Origin of the sequence: Cohnella laeviribosi DSM 21336 (assembly GCF_000378425.1) — a bacterium.
Lineage (GTDB): Bacteria > Bacillota > Bacilli > Paenibacillales > Paenibacillaceae > Cohnella > Cohnella laeviribosi.
Genome location: NZ_KB899840.1, coordinates 19,426 through 39,394 on the forward strand (window position 1 = coordinate 19,426; position 19,969 = coordinate 39,394).

Annotated in this window: 18 protein-coding genes and 1 riboswitch; of the genes, 12 read left to right on the forward strand and 6 right to left on the reverse strand. The window is 56.5% G+C overall.

Annotated features, from left to right (window positions below):
* Positions 1-78 precede the first annotated feature (78 nt).
* On the reverse strand, positions 79-1,614 hold the full coding sequence (locus tag F560_RS0117355) for a GGDEF domain-containing protein (RefSeq protein WP_019007034.1): 1,536 nt from the start codon (positions 1,612-1,614) through the stop codon (positions 79-81).
* A 383-nt stretch (positions 1,615-1,997) separates the two neighbouring features.
* Positions 1,998-2,080, forward strand: a riboswitch (cyclic di-GMP riboswitch).
* 268 nt (positions 2,081-2,348) lie between these two features.
* Between F560_RS0117355 and F560_RS0117365 the strand changes: the two genes are divergently transcribed.
* The 4 genes from F560_RS0117365 to F560_RS0117380 are packed head-to-tail and all read left to right on the forward strand — an operon-like array spanning position 2,349 to position 7,585.
* Positions 2,349-4,631, forward strand: coding sequence for a cyclic di-GMP-binding domain-containing protein, MshE-related (locus F560_RS0117365; RefSeq protein WP_026298359.1), 2,283 nt, complete (start codon positions 2,349-2,351; stop codon positions 4,629-4,631).
* Positions 4,632-4,642: 11 nt separating this feature from the next.
* Positions 4,643-6,217 (forward strand): ArnT family glycosyltransferase, encoded by a 1,575-nt coding sequence (locus F560_RS0117370; protein WP_033396352.1) that lies wholly within the window; start codon positions 4,643-4,645, stop codon positions 6,215-6,217.
* Positions 6,214-7,176, forward strand: coding sequence for a glycosyltransferase family 2 protein (locus F560_RS0117375; protein WP_019007039.1), 963 nt, complete (start codon positions 6,214-6,216; stop codon positions 7,174-7,176). The genes F560_RS0117370 and F560_RS0117375 overlap by 4 nt, the downstream gene beginning before the upstream one ends.
* On the forward strand, positions 7,163-7,585 hold the full coding sequence (locus F560_RS0117380) for a GtrA family protein (protein WP_019007040.1): 423 nt from the start codon (positions 7,163-7,165) through the stop codon (positions 7,583-7,585). The genes F560_RS0117375 and F560_RS0117380 overlap by 14 nt, the downstream gene beginning before the upstream one ends.
* A gap of 263 nt (positions 7,586-7,848) precedes the next feature.
* On the opposite strand, the gene urtE is transcribed toward F560_RS0117380, so the two are convergent.
* The 5 genes from urtE to urtA form a co-directional block, all read right to left on the reverse strand.
* Positions 7,849-8,544: an urea ABC transporter ATP-binding subunit UrtE gene (gene urtE / locus F560_RS0117385; protein ID WP_019007041.1), complete on the reverse strand. Its 696-nt coding sequence runs from the start codon at positions 8,542-8,544 to the stop codon at positions 7,849-7,851.
* A gap of 1 nt (position 8,545) precedes the next feature.
* Entirely contained in the window at positions 8,546-9,313 is a 768-nt protein-coding gene (urtD, locus tag F560_RS0117390) for an urea ABC transporter ATP-binding protein UrtD (protein ID WP_019007042.1), read from the reverse strand.
* On the reverse strand, positions 9,264-10,367 hold the full coding sequence (gene urtC / locus F560_RS0117395) for an urea ABC transporter permease subunit UrtC (protein WP_019007043.1): 1,104 nt from the start codon (positions 10,365-10,367) through the stop codon (positions 9,264-9,266). Before urtC ends, urtD begins: the two co-directional genes overlap by 50 nt.
* Positions 10,368-10,385: 18 nt before the next feature.
* The gene (urtB, locus tag F560_RS0117400; protein WP_019007044.1) at positions 10,386-11,291 is read right to left on the reverse strand and encodes an urea ABC transporter permease subunit UrtB; all 906 of its coding nucleotides are present in this window, start codon (positions 11,289-11,291) and stop codon (positions 10,386-10,388) included.
* A 94-nt stretch (positions 11,292-11,385) separates the two neighbouring features.
* Positions 11,386-12,669, reverse strand: coding sequence for an urea ABC transporter substrate-binding protein (gene urtA, locus F560_RS0117410; protein WP_156829037.1), 1,284 nt, complete (start codon positions 12,667-12,669; stop codon positions 11,386-11,388).
* Between the two features lie 314 nt (positions 12,670-12,983).
* Here urtA and F560_RS0117415 point away from each other — a divergent pair, with 314 nt between their 5' ends.
* The 8 genes from F560_RS0117415 to F560_RS0117450 all read left to right on the forward strand — a co-directional run bounded on the left by F560_RS0117415 (position 12,984) and on the right by F560_RS0117450 (position 19,831).
* Positions 12,984-13,286, forward strand: coding sequence for an urease subunit gamma (locus F560_RS0117415; RefSeq protein WP_019007046.1), 303 nt, complete (start codon positions 12,984-12,986; stop codon positions 13,284-13,286).
* Between the two features lie 10 nt (positions 13,287-13,296).
* Positions 13,297-13,662, forward strand: a complete 366-nt coding sequence (locus tag F560_RS0117420; RefSeq protein WP_019007047.1) for an urease subunit beta — start codon at positions 13,297-13,299, stop codon at positions 13,660-13,662.
* On the forward strand, positions 13,662-15,401 hold the full coding sequence (gene ureC / locus F560_RS0117425; protein ID WP_019007048.1) for an urease subunit alpha: 1,740 nt from the start codon (positions 13,662-13,664) through the stop codon (positions 15,399-15,401). Before F560_RS0117420 ends, ureC begins: the two co-directional genes overlap by 1 nt.
* A gap of 30 nt (positions 15,402-15,431) precedes the next feature.
* Positions 15,432-16,163 (forward strand): urease accessory protein UreF, encoded by a 732-nt coding sequence (locus F560_RS0117430; protein ID WP_019007049.1) that lies wholly within the window; start codon positions 15,432-15,434, stop codon positions 16,161-16,163.
* A 47-nt stretch (positions 16,164-16,210) separates the two neighbouring features.
* A complete protein-coding gene (ureG, locus tag F560_RS0117435) occupies positions 16,211-16,975 on the forward strand; it encodes an urease accessory protein UreG (RefSeq protein WP_019007050.1) in 765 nt (254 codons plus the stop codon).
* Between the two features lie 31 nt (positions 16,976-17,006).
* Positions 17,007-17,789: an urease accessory protein UreD gene (locus F560_RS0117440; protein WP_211214129.1), complete on the forward strand. Its 783-nt coding sequence runs from the start codon at positions 17,007-17,009 to the stop codon at positions 17,787-17,789.
* 130 nt (positions 17,790-17,919) lie between these two features.
* Complete coding sequence (gene adh, locus F560_RS0117445) at positions 17,920-19,440, forward strand: aldehyde dehydrogenase (RefSeq protein ID WP_019007052.1); 1,521 nt, start codon at positions 17,920-17,922, stop codon at positions 19,438-19,440.
* A 13-nt stretch (positions 19,441-19,453) separates the two neighbouring features.
* Positions 19,454-19,831, forward strand: a complete 378-nt coding sequence (locus F560_RS0117450; RefSeq protein WP_019007053.1) for a DUF779 domain-containing protein — start codon at positions 19,454-19,456, stop codon at positions 19,829-19,831.
* Positions 19,832-19,969: the final 138 nt, after the last annotated feature.

The following is a 19,969-nucleotide window of genomic DNA, read 5'->3' on the forward strand; positions in this document are numbered from 1 at the left end:
GCAGGCCTCCTGGCCATGATGCAAGGGGGCCGTCTCCATTTTTTGAAACGGTACGACGGCCGGCTATTCCGTATTCAACTATCCGGGAATATTTTCGCTGTACACGCTAAATGTATTTTTTCCGGTGCGTTTTGCGTGATAGAGCGCTTGATCCGCGCAGTTGTACAATTCGTCCGCGTCTTGAGCATGATCGGGAGCAAGCGCAATGCCGATCGATGCCGTAATGTTAAAGTCTTTGATGACATCCGTCCCTTTAATTTCGATTGGGCGCTGTAACTCTTGAATAAGTTGAAGTGCAACTTCCGAAGCTGTATTTTCATCCGTAATATTGTTCAGGATGACCACGAATTCGTCTCCTCCAAGACGTGCTGTGATATCGTCCGGATCATGAACAACGGAGCGGATTCTCCCGCCCACTTCTTTGAGAAAGTAATCTCCCGCTTCGTGTCCAAGCGTATCGTTGATCTTCTTAAAATTATCAAGATCGATATGCAATAACCCGGTTTTTCTTCCTTTTTTCTTGTTTTTCTCAATACTCGACGTGAGCGAATTTTCGAAAACCGCGCGATTCGAAAGGCCCGTCAGCAAATCATGGGATGCCAGGTACATAGGTCTTGCAACCAACCTTGTGATAATGTAGGAGACCATCAAGGCACAGGCGATGGTAGCCAATAGTTGGAGCAAGAAGATTTGATTGTTTTGCTTGAGTTGGTTGTTCAGCTCTTTTTCGTTGTAAACAATTTCAATAATTCGGTGATCCGTATGCTTGGCCACATCCGTTTCAAACTGAATGGTGTATGGGACATAGCGATAAGTGATCGGATCGCCGTTTAATGTTCTTTTGACTTCTTGTATTGTTTTTTCACGGACCGCTTTTTCGAAAAAAGGCCTGTTTTCGTCGGCGACCAGGAGCGACTTTCCATCTTCGCCCGGTTTGCCGATGGCTTTTCCCGAAGTGGTAAACACGGTGATGTCATGGATATAACAATATTTTTCTTTTAATTTATTGATGACTTCAAGGAAGTTAAAGCTCTTGAAAATCGGATTGTCTTCCAGGTACAAGCCAAGTTCGATCAAATATTTATGGTCAGGCGTGGGGACGTAGCTGAATTTTTTTAATTTGCCCGTATTCGTTTCCTGGTCCAAGCCGTCCGCTACGAATTGGTTTCCGTTCAGCCTGTCTCTCAAGATCCGTGCGAATGGACCCAAGGTGCCGTCTTTTTCTCGGAAATTCAATCCTATATCCTTGGCAAAACTGCTGTAAAGGATCGTTTGCGTGTCATCGATGATGTAGACGTCCATCCCGCCAAATTCATTTTTTAGCGCCTGGTAATCCCATGAGGCCACATTCGGGTTTTCCCGGTATTTCTCCAACAGCCGGTCCGAATATTCCTTCATCTTTTTCTCGATATCGCTATCCAGCATTTGAAACGCTTTGTCGGCATCCGAGACCGCGTTGACGATGATGTCTTCGACCAAAGAGACCTCTCTCATGTAGTTTGTGATTAAATTATCCTTCCAGCGATGCTGGTTCACCAACGATACGCTGAGCGTCAAGGCGATGCTGAAAATGCCCATGATCAGCATCAATTTGGTTTTAAAACCACGCTGCATCGAATGTCCTCCTCCTAGATATACATGGCTATCAAAACGCGTGATTCACGAACAGAATAATCGGATACTCGAAGGTCTCCTTTGCGGAAAAGAAACTAGGACTATTTTACCATTTCATATATCGGTACGCGCATAAAATTTGTTTATAATTTTACAATGCTCTCATGCGAAAGAAATCAATATTATGGAATTTCTCCAATCTTCTTTATATGAAGTTCAATATATGTAATTTTTGTATGATCATTGAATTCCTTTTATAGAATATTGAAATCACTTTTCGATCGTATATAATAAAAGCATGACTATGGTCCTGCATGTCCGCAACAGACCCGAAATGCGATTTTTTAGAAAATCGGATGTGTAAACGAAATTTTTATAGAATAAATCATTGTGGAAGCGATGATCAGTCATTCTCAACTGGGCACTTGAATGGCTGGGAGCGAGTAGTGCAACCGACCCAATTATCGTATGGGGTCGGTTTATTTTTTTTACGGGATTGGAGGGTTGGATTATGAGAATAAGAAGGAGCATTTACGGCTATAACCCTGCTGATGTTGAGCGGGCGGAGCGGATGCTGGAAACGGAAAAAATAAGGCTGGAAGCCCTTATGATTCGCGAATCCCGTAAATTGGCCGAGGAACGCAAACAAATCAGGGCAAGATTGGCTGCTCTATCCGAGCGGCTTAACCGATAGAATGCGAAGATCAGAGTCAGCTGCAACATGGGGAGAAGCCATGAAAATACGAAAAACATTATGGGGACTGAACATCCGGGAGACGGACAGACGACTGAAGCGTCTACAGGAAGAAATTAACAGCCTCAGGCATCTGATCGATCGGCAGCTCCGGACTGAGCTTGAACAGAGGGACGAAGAACTGGAGAAGGAAAGGCAGCTTCTCGAGGAACTGCGCCGCAGGGAAAACAGCCAACGTTCCGATGTCGCCCCTGAAACGAGGCTGCCTCCCAAAAGGGCCAGAATCGGAGAATTGCTGTTGAGCCGAGGTTTCATAACGGAAGAGCAATTGAACGCCGTCATTGAACATCAGCAACGTTACGGGGGGAGATTAGGGGATCTTCTTGTCGATTTGGGATACATTTCTTACGAGCAGCTCGCGGAGGTACTGCAGACGCAGACGCCGAAACAATGGCTGGGACAAATGCTGCTGGAGCAAGGCCACATTACACAGGAGCAGTTGGATCAGGCATTGGAATTCCAAAGGAAAAGCGGAGGCTTGCTCGGGGATATTTTGATGTCCCTTCGATTCATCGAACCGGAGAAACTGTATCGCGCCCTTGCCACCCAGACGGGAATCGGCCGGATCGGGCATGTCGTTCAGTTGGATTCGCTTCCGAAACTTCCGGTAGATCTCGCCCGGGAGATGAATGCGGTGGTGATTGCCGAAAGATCAAACCGGTATTTGGTCGCTGTCGGCACCCCTCTGTCCGATGCCCAAATCCGCAAAATCGAAGATTGTTTGTCCCGACCGATCGAGCAGGTGCTGGCCACCCGTCAGGAGATGGAGAAATTTTGGAAGAAGGCTTACCATGAAGAGCTGATGGATATCAGCATTAAAAGCATCATTACCGAGCAGCCGGACAATTCGGCCCACGTGACGTTCACGCGAACCCAGCTGCTGGTATTCGGTCTGCTGTTTTTCGGTTTGCTGTCGGGACTGGCATGGAATTGGCTGGCCACACTGATCGTCCTGAATTGCCTCATCCAGCCTTTTTATTTCGGGATGACGCTGTTCAAATTCTACATTATCTTGAAGGGGGCGCAAAAATCGGCGCAAATCCGCATTTCCCCGGAAGAGTTGGACAAGCTTGATGAACGCGAACTCCCGGTTTATACCATCCTTGTACCGATGTATAAGGAAAGCAAGGTCATTCCCACATTAATGAAAAATATAGAAAGGTTGGATTATCCGAAGGCAAAGCTGGATGTCAGGCTGCTGATTGAGGAAGACGATACCGAAGCGCTGGAAGTGCTGCATTCGATGAACCTCCCCCCATATTATTCCATTATCGTGGTTCCGGACAGCTACCCGAAAACGAAGCCGAAAGCATGCAATTACGGGTTGATCCATGCCCGCGGCGAGTATGTCGTCATCTTCGATGCGGAAGATCGGCCGGATCCGGATCAGTTAAAGAAAGTGCATCTCGCCTTCAGCAAGATGCCTGAGAACGTGGTCTGCATTCAGGCCAAATTGAACTATTTCAACAGCGAGCAGAATTTGTTGACCCGATGGTTTACGACGGAATACAGCGTCTGGTTTGAACTGCTGCTTCCCGGGGTCATGCAGCTCGATATCCCGATTCCGCTTGGAGGAACCTCCAACCATTTCAAAATGAAGGCGTTGAAGTCGATCAATGCCTGGGATCCGTTCAATGTGACGGAAGACGCGGATCTGGGGATACGCCTGTACAAAAAAGGCTACAAAACGGGGATCATCGACTCGCGCACATGGGAAGAAGCAAACAGCAGGGTCGGCAACTGGATTCGCCAACGCTCCCGCTGGATTAAAGGCTACATGCAAACGTGGCTGGTTCATATGCGAAACCCCGTCCGTTTGTGGAAGGAACTGGGCAGGAACGGATTCATCGGCTTTCAGGTGATGGTGTTGGCGACCCCGGTTTTGCCTTTGCTGAATCCGTTGTTCTGGATCATGCTTGGATTGTGGTTCGGCTGGAAAGCGGGCTTTGTGCCCCTGTTTTTTCCGGGACCGATCTATTATATGGCTTCCGTCGGATTGCTGGTGGGCAATTTTTTCTTCGTGTTCAATAACGCGGCGGGGATGTATTGGATCATCAACGAAATGCACAAAAAGAATGACCAAACCTTCTCGTACGGTCTCGTGAAGTATGCGCTGTCGACTCCGATTTATTGGGGGCTGATGAGCGTTGCGGCCGTCAAAGCGTTATGGCAATTGATCACCAAACCGTCTTACTGGGAAAAAACCGAGCACGGCTTTGCCGAGGAATACGCGGGATCGACCGGCAAGGAGGCGGCAATGTGACGGAAAAGAAGATGGCGGCGCTCTTGTTCCTGGGCGTATTTGCGGCGGAATTCGCCGTTGGCTTCTATTACAGTTATGTTCTTGGCTACATGCACTTGGATGCGATGAGCCGTGTGGCCAACGCATACTATGTCCTGTTCAGCCGCGATCCGCATTTGGCGGCGATCGGTTTCGTTTGGCCGCCTCTGCCGAGCATGGTCGAACTCGCGTTCCTGGTGTTCAGTCCGCTTATTCCGGCGCTTGCATCTGCGGGAGTCGCAGGCGTGCTGATGAGCTCCCTGTTTGCCGCGGCGACCTCGTCGTACTTGTTTTATGCGGGATGCCGTTTCGGGTTGGGGAAAGGGCCGAGTCTTGCCTTTTCCCTGTTGTATGCTTTCAATCCCTTGATTTTTTATTTTGGATTTACAGGGCTAAGCGACGCTCCTTTTAACTTTTTTCTCATTTACATGATTATCCAATTTCTGTTCTGGTTGGACAATGACGAGCCGGGGCATTTGATCAAGGCGGGATTCAGCATGGCGATGGCCTTCTGGACCCGTTACGAAGCGGTTCCCCTCGGCGTCGCGGTGGCAGCCGGCAGCGTGGTTGCCATCCTTTTTATGAGAAGCTACAGCCAACTGCAGGGAGGCATCCGATACCGTTTTCGCGTCATCGAAGGGACCTGGTGCATTTTGTTGGCGCCCGCCGTTTATTCCGGGCTGATGTGGATCGGTTTCAATTACATTATTATGGACAACTCGTTGTATTTCCTGAACTCGGAGTATTCCAATCTTGCGCAGGCTTCTCCGCTGAGCGAAGACCAGCGTTTTGCCGAATTGTTCGCCAGCCCGTTAAAATCGTTGAGCCTCGTCGTCCAAAAAACATCTTATTTTTCCATTCCGTTTTTGCTGGTGTGTCTGATCCGTCTGATGGAAAAACGGTTGTTCCGCTGGGACATGCTGATCCTGATCCTGCTGTTCGCGAGCATTCCGGCGCTTCAATGGCTCATGTTGCTGAAGGGAGCCAGCTTCGCCTGGTTTCGGTATTTCATGTATGTGCTCCCGCTTACCGTCGCCTGGATTCCGTATGAAATCAGCAAAACGAAATATAAAAAAACCATGGTTTCGATTGCCATGGCGGCCATGGTCATGAGCGCCGGCGTGCTCGGTTATGCCATTTCCGATCCGGAGATCGCCCCGGATGAACATACGACCCTTACTTTGGGTCTCTACTATGAAACGCAGAAGCAGGAAAAGCAGATCGCCAAAGACCTGGACAAGCATTATCCCGACAAAACGATCATGATGGATTCCGCGAGCGCCTACACGATTATCGTAAACACCAAGTATCCGAAACGCTTTCTCATTACGAGCGACCGTACGTTCCGAAAATCCATGTCGGAGCCGTGGCGGCACGGCGTGGACTACATCCTGCTCCCCAAGCCGTCGCCCGGGGCGCCCCGAAGCACCATCAATTCCGTGTACCCGAACCTGTTCCAGCACGGAGCCGATTGGGCGCAGTTGGTGCAGGAGTACGCAAACGGAAACTGGCGGTTGTACAAAATCATCGAACCCGAAAGCAGCCGGAATAGAGGTGGAAACACATGAGCAAAGGCTCAATGGATCGAAGCCGTCCCGAAATCAGTGTCGTGATTCCCGCATATAATGAGTCGGACGGAATATCCCGGACGGTCGGCGCCGTAACCGAGCATCTATCTTCGGTTTCGGATTCCTACGAGGTGATCATCGTCGACGACGGCTCGTCGGATTCGACATGGGAGGTCATCCGCCATGTCTCGGAAGCCGACCCTCGCATCCGGGGCATCCTCCTAAGCCGCAATTACGGGAAAGAAGCCGCAATCTGCGCCGGTCTGGAGCACGCCAGGGGCGACGCGGTTATCGTCATGGACGCCGACATGCAGCATCCTCCCGATCTGCTCGCCTCCATGGTCGCGGAATGGCGCAACGGAGCGGAGATTGTGGAATGCGTCAAGAAAACGCGGGGATCGGAAACGGTGTTGAAGGCGGCGGGTTCCCGGTTGTTTTACAGATTGCTGAGCCTCATTACGGGCCACGATCTGAGAGGCGCCACCGACTTTAAATTGCTCGACCGCAAAGTGTTGCAGGCTTGGCAGACGATGCCGGAGATCAATACCTTTTTCCGGGGAATGACGCAATGGATGGGTTATCGCCGGGTCAAGATCGAATTCGACGTCATGGAGCGGATCAACGGACCCAGCAGGTGGAGTTTATATGCTTTGATCAAGCTTGCGGTCGGGGCGATCATCTCCTTCTCCTCGCTTCCGCTGCGGGCCGTGAGTATTTTCGGCGTCTTCTTTTTGCTGGGTGCGGTTTTGCTGGGCGGACAGACGTTGTTTCGAAAAATCACCGGCAGCGCGGTTACCGGTTTTACGACCGTCATCTTGCTTCAATTGATTATCGGAAGCATCATCATGGTCAGTTTGGGCATAATCGGTGAATATATCGCGGCGATTTACAATGAAATCAAAAGACGTCCCCGCTATTTGATCAGCACGACCGTAGGAGAAGGCCATGAGCGGCAATAACCGTTTGCTGAATATGCGAAAATTGATCAAGTACGCCGTGGTCGGGGTCGTCGGCACGCTCGTCCATTGGGGGATTCTCATCGGACTGGTCGAAGGGTTCGGGACCGAACCCGTCTATGCCACATCGATCGGATTTATCGCCACGGTGATCCTTTCCTTTTACCTGAATCTTTACTGGACGTTTTCCATTCGTGCGCATTCGGCGGGGATCGCCGGCAGATGGGTTCGTTATGTCCTCGTGTCCGTCGGCGGCCTGTTGTTGAATTCGGGCTTGATGTACGTCGCCGTCCATTTATTGAACTACGGCTATCTTTTCGGACAATCCGTGTCGCTTATTGCCGTTCCGGTTTTTAACTACGTGCTTCATTCGATTTGGACGTTTCGGACGACGGACAGCACGCGGATATGATCAATCAAGGCTCAGGATAAATGTTGGTCAATAGGCTACGTTCCGGCATACGGTGCATGTGGAGTGCTGAGTGTCGCTCGTAATGGGAAAACAATTTCAGAGTCGCATTTACCTATAACTTAACCTGACAAAGCCCAAGCGAGAGGCATGCCTGGGCTTTGTTTCTTGACGTTTACAATTTGACCGTCATTTCCGCTATTTGATCATGGAGATGGTTGAACAAGTAGAAATTGCGTTTAGGAAAGGAAGTTAGTCGTTCCCAGCTATACCGCCAAATGCCGTCCCGCCGCTTCCTCGTCCAATTCGTCGACGGTTCCGGAAGCGACGATGACGCCTTTCTCCATGATGCAGAAATAGTCCGCTACGCTTTTGGCAAACTCGAAGCTTTGTTCCACCAGCAGAATCGCCATCGTTCCCGCCGCTTTCAGCTCGCGGATGACGTCCTGGATGTCGCTGACGATCGACGGCTGAATCCCTTCGGTCGGTTCGTCCAGCACGAGCAGCTTCGGGCTTGCGGCGAGCGCCCGCGCGAAAGCGAGCTGCTGCTGCTGTCCGCCGCTCAGATCGCCGCCCCGGCGGTTCATCATTTCCTTCAGCGCCGGGAAGCGGGCGACGGCTTCTTCGGGAACGTCCCGTCTGCCGTCCCGGGCCGCTTCAAGCCCTAGCAGCAGATTGTCCCTGACGCTGAGCTGCGCGAAAATTTCCCTTCCCTGCGGCACATAGCCGATGCCTTGACGGGCCCGGGCGCCGGGAGCGGAGCGGGTGAGATCCTTGCCTTCGAAGCGGATGCGGCCTTCCCGCGCGCGGATGATCCCCATCAGCGTCTTCACCAAGGTCGTCTTGCCGGTGCCGTTGCGCCCCATGAGACAGACCACTTTGCCGGCCGGCACTTCGAGGTTGACGCCCCGCAGCACAATGCTTTCCCCGTACCCGGAGACGAGATGTTCGACGTTGAGCATGTTACACCGCCTTCTTGCCGAGATAGACTTCCGCCACCCGGGCGTCCGCGCGCACTTCCTCGATGGTGCCCTCCGCGAGCAGGGAGCCTTCGTGCATGACGGTCACCCGGCTGGAAAATTTCCGGACGAACTCCATATCGTGCTCCACGATGACCACCGTTCTTTTTTTCGCGATTTCCTGCAGCAGTTCGCCCGTTTTGTCCGTCTCCCGGTCGGTCATCCCCGCCACCGGCTCGTCGAGCAGCAGTACGCGAGGTCCCTGGATCAGCATCATCCCGATTTCAAGCCACTGCTTCTCCCCGTGCGACAGGCTGCCGGCACGCCACGATGCCTTGTCGGCGAGGCCGATCAGTTCCAGCTCGCGTTCGATCATCTCCCGCTGTTCCGCGGTCGTCTTGGCGAACAAAGCGGCCATGATCCCGCGTTTTTGCGACATCGCGATTTCCATATTGTCCCGAACCGTCAGATTGGAGAACACGGACGGCGCCTGGAATTTGCGGCCGATGCCGAGCTCCGCGATCCGATGCTCCTCTTTGCGGGCAATATCAATCGGCTCCGCCCGATGCTCCGGGTAATAGAGGATTTTGCCCGAAGCGGGCTTTACTTTGCCGCAGATCGCGTCGAGCAGCGTCGTCTTGCCGGCCCCGTTCGGGCCGATCAGGAAGCGCAGCTCCCCTTCGGTTAAGGAAAAGTCCATCTCTTTCACCGCATGGAAGCCGTCAAAGCTGACGGTTACTTTTTCCAAGGACAGCACGAGGCTGGGTTTCATAAGCGGACACCTTCTTCCGGAAAAATGCGCCGGTCCGGCCGATCAGACCCATCAATCCGCCCGGCAGGAAGACGACGACAACGACAAACAATCCTCCGAGCAGCAGCGGCCAGAATTCGGGGTACATTTCGCTGAGCGAGCTTTTGGCCCCGTTCATCGCGATGGCGCCGATTGCCGCGCCGATCAGCGTGCCCCGGCCGCCGATCGCCACCCACAGCACCATTTCGATGGAGGGGACGATGCCGATCATGGAAGGCGAAATGATGCCGACGTGCAGGACGAACAGGACGCCCGCCAGGCCGGCGAACGCGGCGGACAGGCAGAATACGAACATTTTGTAGGCGGCCGGGTCGTAACCGATGAACCGGACGCGGTTCTCTCCGTCGCGAATCGCCTCCAGCACGCGGGCGAACCGGGTGCCGACGAGCCAGCGCGACAGCAGCAGGACGAGGACGAGGACGCCGGCCGTGATGAAATACAGGTACGTTTTCATAATGGGATCGGACAGCGAATAGCCGAGCAGCGACCGAAACCCCGTGATGCCGTTCGTCCCGCCGGTGTACGCCTGCTGGCCGACGATCAGGGTGACCGCGATGATGACGAGCGCCTGGGTCAGAATCGAAAAGTAAGTGCCGCGAATCCGGTTGCGGAAGGTGAAAAAGCCGAGCGCGAACGCCAGCAGCACCGGAAGCAGCACGGCCATCAGCAAGGCGAACCCCAGATGTTGAAACGGCACCCAGAACCAGGGAAGATGCGTCAAGCCGCTCCATTCCATAAAGTCGGGAAGCCGTCCGCCGCTCGCCTCCAGCTTCAGGTACATCGCCATGCAGTAGGCGCCGAGTCCGAAAAATACTCCCTGACCGAGGCTGAGAATGCCGGTGTAGCCCCAGATTAGGTCCAGACCGACGGCCAAAACGGCAAACGCCAAAAACTTCGACAACAGGTTCAAGCGGAAGTCCGAAAGGACAAACGGTGCGGCCAGCAGCAGGACGAGGACGGCCGCGTATCCGGCGAGCAGCAGCGGCCGGGGCAACGCTCGAATTTTCGGGTACATGTCGCACCTCCTCTTTTCTTAGTCGAGCGAACGGGTTCGCATGGCCGCCAGCCCCATCGGTTTCCATTGCAGAAACGCCACGACGCACGCGAACACGAGCACTTTGCCGAGCGAGGCGTTCGTCCACGCTTCGAACAAGGTGTTGGCCAGGCCGATGCCGAGCGCTCCCGCGAACGTGCCGATCAGCTTTCCGACGCCGCCCATCACGACGACCATAAAGGCGTCGACGATGTAGTACGTGCCGAGCGACGGCCCGATCGGTCCCATCAGCGTCAGCGCGCAGCCAGCGATGCCGGCGATGCCGGAGCCGAGCGCGAAGGTGAGGGCGTCGACGCGCCGGGTGGAGATGCCGAGGCAGGCGGCCATGTCCCGGTTCTGCATCACGGCCCGCATCCGCCGGCCTTCCGCGCTCCGGTAAATATACAGATACATGCCGGCAAGGACGACGGCGACGAGCGCGATGATGAACAATCGTTTGTAAGGCAGCAAAACGCCGCCGGCTGCCTGCCACCCTCCATCGAGCCAGGAGGGGCTGATGACGGCCACGTTCGGCGCTCCGAACACGGATCTGGCCAGTTGCTGAAGCATCATGCCGACGCCCCATGTGGCGAGCAGGCTGTCCAACGGCCTGCCGTACAGGAAGCGGATGAGCGCCGTTTCCAGAACAAGCCCGATCAGCGCCGACACAACGAAAGATACTAGAAGCGCCAAGATAAAGTAGCTGTCGAACCAGGAGGCGGGCAAATAGTCCTTGAACAGGTTCTGAGTGATATACGCCGCGTAGGCGCCGGCCATCATGAGCTCTCCGTGCGCCATATTAATGACGTTCATGAGCCCGAACGTGACGGCAAGGCCCAGCGCGATCAACAGCAGGATGGAACCGGCGCTTAAGCCGTTGAACAATTGCAAGGCGAACGCTTCCATCTTCCTCATTCTCCTTCCTGCCGGTCGTAATCATGAAACGGCAGCCGGCCGGGTGGCCGGTCTGCCGCTTCCGGCAAGCTTCCGCGCGGCAAAATCAGCCTCCGTTGCCGAGCCCTTGGGCCCAATCGTAGCCTTTGAGGTACGGATCGGGCTTCACCGGATCTGGCGTCGACCAGACTTCCTTGAATTGCCCGTCCGGCTGCACTTCGCCGATCCGGACCTTTTTGTAAAGGTGCTGCGTCTCTCCGTCGATCGTCACTTTCCCTTCCGGGGCGTTGAATTCGATCCCCTTGGCGGCTTCGCGCACTTTGTCCACGTCGGTGGAACCTGCTTTCTCGACGGCCGCCGCCCACAGGTACACCGCGTTGTAACCGGCCTCGATCGGGTCGGCCGTTACCCGGTCCTGACCGTATTTCTCCTTGTAAGCGGCCACGAATGTTTTATTTTCCGGCGTGTCGGTCGTCTGATAATAGTTCCATGCCGCGTAATGGCCGGCCAGCACGTCGGCGCCGATCCCTTTGATTTCCTCTTCGGCCACACTGACGGACATGACCGGAATGTCCTTGGCCGTAATGCCCGCGTCTTTCAGCTGCTTGAAGAACGCGACGTTGCTGTCCCCGTTCAGCGTGTTGTAGATGACGTCGGGTTTGGCCGCTTTGATTTTGGAAATGACGGTGCTGAATTCGGTGTGCCCGAGCGGGGTATATTCTTCGCCGACCGTCTGTCCGCCTTCGGCCGCAAGCTGGGCTTTGATGATTTTGTTCGCCGTGCGGGGGAAGACGTAGTCGGAGCCGAGCAGGAAAAATTTCGTTCCTTTGTTCTGAAGCAGCCACGTGACGGACGGAACGATTTGCTGGTTCGTGGTGGCGCCGGTGTAGAAAATGTTTTTGGACGATTCGAGCCCTTCGTACTGAACGGGGTACCAGAGCAGTCCGTTAAGCTCCTCGAACACCGGGAGCATCGCTTTGCGGCTTGCCGATGTCCAGCCTCCGAATACGGCGGCCGCTTTATCCTGCGAGAGCAGCTTGCGCGCTTTCTCGGCGAACGTCGGCCAGTCGGAAGCGCCGTCTTCGACAATCGCCTCGATTTTTTTGCCGAGCACGCCGCCTTTCGCGTTGATTTCTTCGATCGCCAGCTCTTCCGCCTCCTTGACGGACACTTCGCTGATCGCCATCGTGCCGCTCAAGGAATGCAGGATGCCGACCTTGATCGTATCTCCCGATTCCGATGCGCTCCCCGACCCGGACGGCGACGCCGCCGGCGAGCCTCCGCTTGATGCGGCGGCCGGACTGCCGGACCCGCTTTCGTTTGCTTTCTGCGCACAGCCGGCCAGAACGACCGAGAGGATCAGAATGAAAGCCGCCGCCCCATGAAACATGCCTTTCTTCAACCGCGCCCACTCCTTTTTTTGTTCTCAAAAATACGAACATTGTCCGATCCGCTCTCTGTTATGTGCGGTTATGTGCGGAACAACAATCGTTGAGCGTATTATAGGCAAGAAAAAAATGTATGTCAATAAATATAACATATAACACGGAATACGGCTTTTTCCATTGGTGAAAATTCGAATAAAATAACGAATAATGTAATAAATTTAGAAAGATATTGCGGTAAAAACAAAAAATGATTTTCATTACTCGTAATTTATGTTACAAATAATTACACAATACCATTGGCGAGAAGGAGGTTTCCATGCGCTTCACCGAGAGGGAAAAGGAAAAGCTGCTGATTACGGTTGCCGCCGATCTGGCCCGGCGTCGCAAGGAACGGGGGCTCAAACTGAATGTTCCCGAAGCGCTCGCTCTGCTGACGGCGGAATTGATGGAGCGGGCCCGCGACGGGATGAGCGTGTCCGCGCTCATGAGCGCCGGGGGCGAAATTTTGCGCCGGGAGGACTGCATGGAAGGCGTCCCGGAGATGATCACGGAGGTGCAGGTGGAGGCGACGTTCCCGGACGGAACGAAGCTGGTCACCGTGCACGAGCCGATTCGATAGGGGGAGACGCATGATACCGGGAGAGTACCGAACGAAGGAAGGGACGATCGCCATCAACGAAGGGCGCCGGCAAATCCGCCTGCTCGTCACCAACCGGGGAGACCGTCCGGTGCAGGTCGGATCGCACTTCCACTTCTTCGAGACGAACCGCGCGCTGGCGTTCGACCGGGCGGCCGCTTACGGCATGAGGCTCGACATTCCGGCCGGAACGGCGGTGCGCTTCGAGCCCGGCGAGGAGAAGCCGGTCGTCCTGACCGATTTCGGCGGGAATCGGCGCGTCTACGGCTTCGCCGGCCTGGTGTCCGGTCCGCTCGATCCGAAGCCGGACCCGAAGCGGCTGAACGGCATTCTCGGCAGTTGGGAGGGGAACGGCTGATGGCAAACATGACCCGGGAACAGTACGCTTCGATGTTCGGCCCGACGGCAGGAGACGCGGTACGGCTGGCCGATACGGATCTGTGGGCGGTAGTGGAGCGGGATTATACCGTCTACGGGGACGAGTGCAAGTTCGGCGGCGGGAAAGTGATCCGGGACGGAATGGGCCAATCTTCGGGCGCGGTTCGCGACGGGGAAGAAAACGGCTATCGGGTGCTGGACACCGTCATTACGAACGCGCTCGTCATCGACCATTGGGGCATCGTCAAGGGGGATATCGGCATCCGCGGCGGCCGGATCGTCGGGGTCGGCAAAGCCGGAAACCCCGACACGATGGACGGCGTCCGTCCCGACATGGTGATCGGCGCGTCCACCGAGGCGATTGCCGGGGAAGGAATGATCGTGACGGCGGGCGGCATCGACACGCACATTCATTTCATCTGCCCGCAGCAGATCGAAACGGCGCTCGCTTCCGGCGTCACGACGATGATCGGCGGCGGAACCGGGCCCGCCACCGGAACGAACGCCACCACCTGCACGCCCGGCCCGTGGCATATCGGGCGCATGCTGCTGGCGGCCGAGGCTTTCCCGGTCAACCTCGGCTTTCTCGGCAAAGGCAACGCCAGCTTCCCCCGGCCGCTGGAGGAGCAGATCGAAGCCGGCGCGATCGGCCTAAAGCTGCACGAAGACTGGGGCAGCACGCCGGCGGCGATCGACAACTGCCTGTCGGTAGCGGACCGCTACGACGTGCAGGTGGCGATCCATACGGACACGCTTAACGAAGGCGGGTTTCTGGAGGATACGCTGGCCGCGATCAAGGGAAGGACGATTCACACCTATCACACCGAAGGCGCGGGGGGCGGGCATGCTCCCGACATTATCCGCGCGGCGGGGGAGGCGAACGTCATTCCTTCTTCCACGAACCCGACCCGTCCTTTTACGGTCAATACGATCGAGGAGCACCTCGACATGCTGATGGTGTGCCACCACCTCGACAGCTCGATTCCCGAAGACGTGGCGTTCGCCGATTCCCGCATCCGACCGGAGACGATCGCCGCGGAGGATATCCTGCACGACATGGGCGTGTTCAGCATCATCTCTTCCGACTCGCAAGCGATGGGACGGGTCGGCGAAGTCATCATCCGGACGTGGCAGACCGCCGACAAGATGAAGCGCCAGCGCGGCATCCTGCGCTCCGAATCGGGCGCGGCCGAACCCGGCGACAACTTCCGGATCAAGCGGTACATCGCCAAGTATACAATCAACCCTGCCATTGCGCACGGCATCTCGCACGTGGTCGGCTCGATCGAGCCGGGCAAATGGGCGGATCTCGTGCTGTGGAAACCCGCCTTTTTCGGAGTCAAGCCGGAGCTGGTGCTGAAGGGAGGCATGATCGCCTACGCGCAGATGGGCGACGCCAACGCCTCCATTCCGACGCCGCAGCCGGTGACCGGGCGGCCGATGTTCGGCGCCTTCGGTCCGGCCGCGCAGGCGTCATCGATCACGTTCGTCTCGCAGGCGGCGCTCGAGCGCGGCGTGCCGCAGCAGCTCGGGCTGAGGCGGCGGATCGAGACGGTGAAAGGATGCCGGAACATCGGCAAGAAAGCGATGATCCATAACGACGCGACGCCTGACATCCGGGTCGATCCGGAGACGTACACCGTGACCGTGGACGGCGAGCCGGCAACTTGCGAGCCGGCGGCGGTGCTGCCGATGGCGCAGCGGTATTTTCTGTTCTGACCGCTTGTTCTAGCGAAGGAGGCGACGGGAGTGACGGAGGCGAAGCTTTCCGGAACGCGGCTGCTCAGCTATATTCAGATGCTGGACTCGGCTTTGCCGATCGGTGCGTTCGCCCATTCGTTCGGATTGGAGACGTGTGTGCAGAGCGGGCGGATTAAGACGTTGGCGGATTTGCAGACCTACATAGAGGATGCACTGCAACACAGCCTCGTGCCGGTTGACGGCTGCGCCGTCTATCGGGTGTATGCGGCGCTGGAACGGGGCAATCCGGACGCTGTGGCCGAAACCGACCGGATCGTGTATGTCCAGCGCGGCGCGAGGGAATCCCGGGACGGAACGGCGAAGATGGGCAAGCGGCTGCTCAAGCTGGCGGAAACGCTGTACCCAAAGATGCGGATCGGCGAGCTGAAGCGGCTGACGGAGCGGAGCGGCGGCTGTACGCTGCCCGTCGTGCACGCCTGGATCGTCTGGCATCTTGGGGTCCCGGGGGACGACGCGGTGCGCGGGTATTTGTACGCTTCCGTCTCCACGCTCGTAAACGGCGCGATTCGGCTCATGTCCATCGGGCAGACCGAAGGCCAGGCGGTGATTGCCCGGTGTATTCCGGTCATCGCGGCGGAATGGGACCGCTGGCTGGCTCGCCATGTTCCGGACGCCTTGGAGGATGCGCCGGCCTTGCCGCCGATCCGCTCCTTCGCGTTCGCCCAGGAAATTTACGCCATGAAGCACGAAACGCTTTATTCCAGGCTGTTCATGTCCTGACGCGGAACAATCGAACAGCCAAATTTTAAATCATGGAGGGATTTGCAATGTGCCAAGGAGCCAATCATTCGCATGACCAATGGGAAACGCCGTCCATCGAGCGGGACCGGCCGATGCGCATCGGCATCGGAGGGCCGGTCGGTTCCGGCAAAACGGCGCTGGTGGAGAAGCTGTCGAAACGGCTGCGCGACCGGTACAGCCTTGCCGTCATCACCAACGATATCTATACGAAAGAAGACGCGCTCATTCTGAACCGGGCGGAAGCGCTGCCCGAAGACCGCATTATCGGGGTGGAGACCGGCGGCTGCCCGCACACGGCGATTCGGGAGGACGCGTCGATGAATTTCGAAGCGGTGGAGGAGCTGACGGGACGGTTCCCGGACCTGCAGATGATCTTTATCGAAAGCGGAGGCGACAATTTGGCGGCGGCGTTCAGCCCCGAGCTGGTCGACCGGTTTATTTACATCATCGACGTCGCGCAGGGCGAAAAGATTCCCCGCAAAGGCGGTCCCGGCATCATGCGGTCCGATCTGCTCATTATCAACAAAATCGACCTGGCGCCTCACGTCGGCGCGAACTTGCAGGTCATGCGCGAAGATACGGAGCGGATGCGCGGCACCCGGCCTTATGTGCTCGCCAACCTGATGTCGGGCGAGGGGCTCGAGGCGATCGCGCACTGGATCGAGCACGAATTCGCGGGCACGGACAGCCGTCACGATCACGGCCATGCCGACGTCCATCATCCCGGTCACGACGGAGACCGCAAGATCAGCCCTATGCATCCGCACAGCCACAGCCATGCCGTATCGTGAGGGAACGGCTTTCATTCAAGGCACGTTTGCGTTGGCCAACGGAAAAACGGTCATGACCGAACGCCGGCAGGCGGCACCCTTGAAAATCTCCAAAACGCATACCCTGCCCGGTGGAACCGGTTTGTACGTCTGCATGATGGACTGTTCGCCGGGCATGCTGGACGGGGACGCGTACGAGTACCGCTTCCTGCTCAAGCCCGGCGCGCGCGTTTATTTGACCAACCAGTCGTTTACGAAAATTCACCCGAGCCCTTTCCGGGGCGCAACCGTGAACATGCGGGCCGACCTGGCCGAAGGCGCCCATCTCGACTACATGCCGGAGCCGCTCATCCCTTTCCGGAACAGCCGATACCGCGCGCACACCGAATTCCGCCTTACTTCGGGTGCCAGTTTGTTCTATGCGGACCTGCTCACGCCCGGACGAACCGCCCGGGGAGAAACGTTTCAATACCTCTCTTACGCTTCCTTCACCGATATTTACGTGGGCGGCGAGTTGGCCGCCTGCGACCGGTTTGCGGCGGAGCCCGGAAAGGACCGGCTGCAGGCCTCCGGCGCCTTCGAGCATTACACGCATGCCGCCACCGTATGGATGATCCACACCTCGGCCGACGAAGCTTTGCTGGCGGCGATCAGACAGCGGATGGACGCGTATTCCGGGCTTCTGGCGGGCGCCAGCCGTCTGGCCGGTTCGGCGGGCATCGCGGCAAGGATGCTCGGCAACACGATCTGGGAGCTGCAGGAGCTTACCGAAGGACTGTGGGAGACTTTCCACATCTGGCGCACCGGCGAGAGCCCGGTCCCGATCCGGAAATAGCCGTCCGGCGGCCGCGGCGGGACGGTGCTGCCGGCGTGTTCCCTTCGGCGCCGAGAATCGGTCCGGCCTTGTACTTTTCGGACGACGGAAGGAATAAGATCATAGCAATGACGATAAAGGAGGATTGTTTATGGTCTATGTTCCGCCCGGACAAAACGGCTCGAAGGTCACATTCAAGAAGCGCTATGAGAATTATATCGGAGGCAAATGGGTTCCGCCGGTTCGGGGACAATACTTTGACAACGTATCGCCCGTGAACAACGAGGTTTTCTGCGAGGTTCCCCGTTCGACATCGGAGGATATCGAACTGGCGCTGGATGCGGCGCATGCGGCGAAAGCGGCCTGGGGGCGCACTTCCGCCGCCGAAAGGGCGGTTATCCTGAACCGGATCGCCGATCGCATCGAGCAGAACCTGGAAGCGCTTGCGGTCGCCGAAACCTGGGATAACGGCAAGCCCATCCGGGAGACGCTGGCAGCGGATTTGCCGCTTGCGATCGATCACTTCCGTTATTTTGCCGGCTGTATTCGGGCGCAGGAGGGATCGATCAGCCAAATCGACGACGATACGGTGGCGTACCATTTTCACGAGCCGCTGGGGGTCGTCGGTCAGATTATTCCATGGAACTTCCCGCTGCTCATGGCGACGTGGAAGCTGGCTCCCGCGCTCGCGGCCGGCAATTGCGTCGTGCTGAAGCCGGCGGAGCAAACGCCGGCCTCGATTTTGGTATTAATCGAGCTGATCGGGGATCTGCTGCCTCCCGGCGTCGTGAACGTTGTAAACGGATTCGGGCTGGAAGCCGGAAAGCCGCTGGCGTCCAGCAGCCGGATCGCCAAAATCGCGTTTACGGGGGAGACGACAACGGGCCGTCTGATTATGCAATACGCCTCGCAAAATCTCATTCCGGTGACGCTTGAACTGGGCGGCAAATCTCCCAATATCTTTTTCGAGGATATTTTGGCTAAGGATGATGAATTCTTTGATAAGGCGCTGGAAGGGTTCACGCTGTTTGCGTTGAATCAGGGAGAGGTGTGCACCTGTCCGTCCCGCGCGTTGATTCAGGAATCGATCTATGACGAATTTATAGAGCGGGCATTGAAGCGGGTGGCGGCGATCAAGCAGGGCAATCCGCTGGACCCGTCCACGATGATCGGCGCCCAGGTGTCTACCGAACAAATGGAGAAAATATTAAGCTATATCGACATCGGCAAGCAGGAAGGCGCGGAATGCCTGATTGGCGGAGAACGGGCCGAATTGTCCGGCGAGCTGGCGAACGGCTTTTATATCAAGCCTACGGTTTTGAAAGGGCACAACAAGATGCGGATTTTCCAAGAGGAAATCTTCGGTCCGGTCGTTGCGGTCACGACGTTCAAGGACCAGGAGGAAGCGATCGCCATCGCCAACGACACGCTTTATGGACTGGGAGCGGGCGTGTGGACGCGCGATATCCGAACCGCTTACCGCGTCGGCCGCCGGATCGAAGCCGGCCGCGTCTGGACCAACTGCTACCATGCCTATCCGGCCCATGCCGCTTTCGGCGGGTATAAATCCTCGGGAATCGGACGCGAGAACCATCTCATGATGCTGGATCATTATCAGCAGACCAAAAATCTTCTCGTCAGCTACAGTCCGAACGCGCTTGGCCTTTTCTAAAGGGGGCCTGCGAATGGCCAGGGAGGACGAACCGGTTCGCAAGGTCGTCGCGACGGACGCTGCGCTGGAGCTGATCGCGTTTCTGACGGCAAAGTACGGTCCGGTCATGTTTCATCAATCGGGAGGCTGCTGCGACGGAAGCTCGCCCATGTGTTATCCGTTGGGAGAGTTTATGGTAGGGGACAGCGATGTTCATATGGGAGAGATCGGCGGCGCACCTTTCTACATGAGCAAGTCGCAGTATGAATATTGGAAGTTTACGCAGCTCATCATTGACGTCGTTCCCGGACGGGGAGGCATGTTCTCTCTGGAAGGGCCCGAGGGCAAGCGATTTCTGACGCGCTCGCGCGTGTTCACGCCGGAGGAGCAGCGCATCTTAAAGTTGCTGTAACGGAAAGGTCATCGGACTGAGGACCGTCGCTCTCATTGAACCGCCCCCCTTACGCGGACCTTTTAAAGAAAGCGTACGCATGGCTTGAGTGGCCGGGAGATGATTCCCGCATTCGTCGGGAGTCATTTTTTTTGTCGG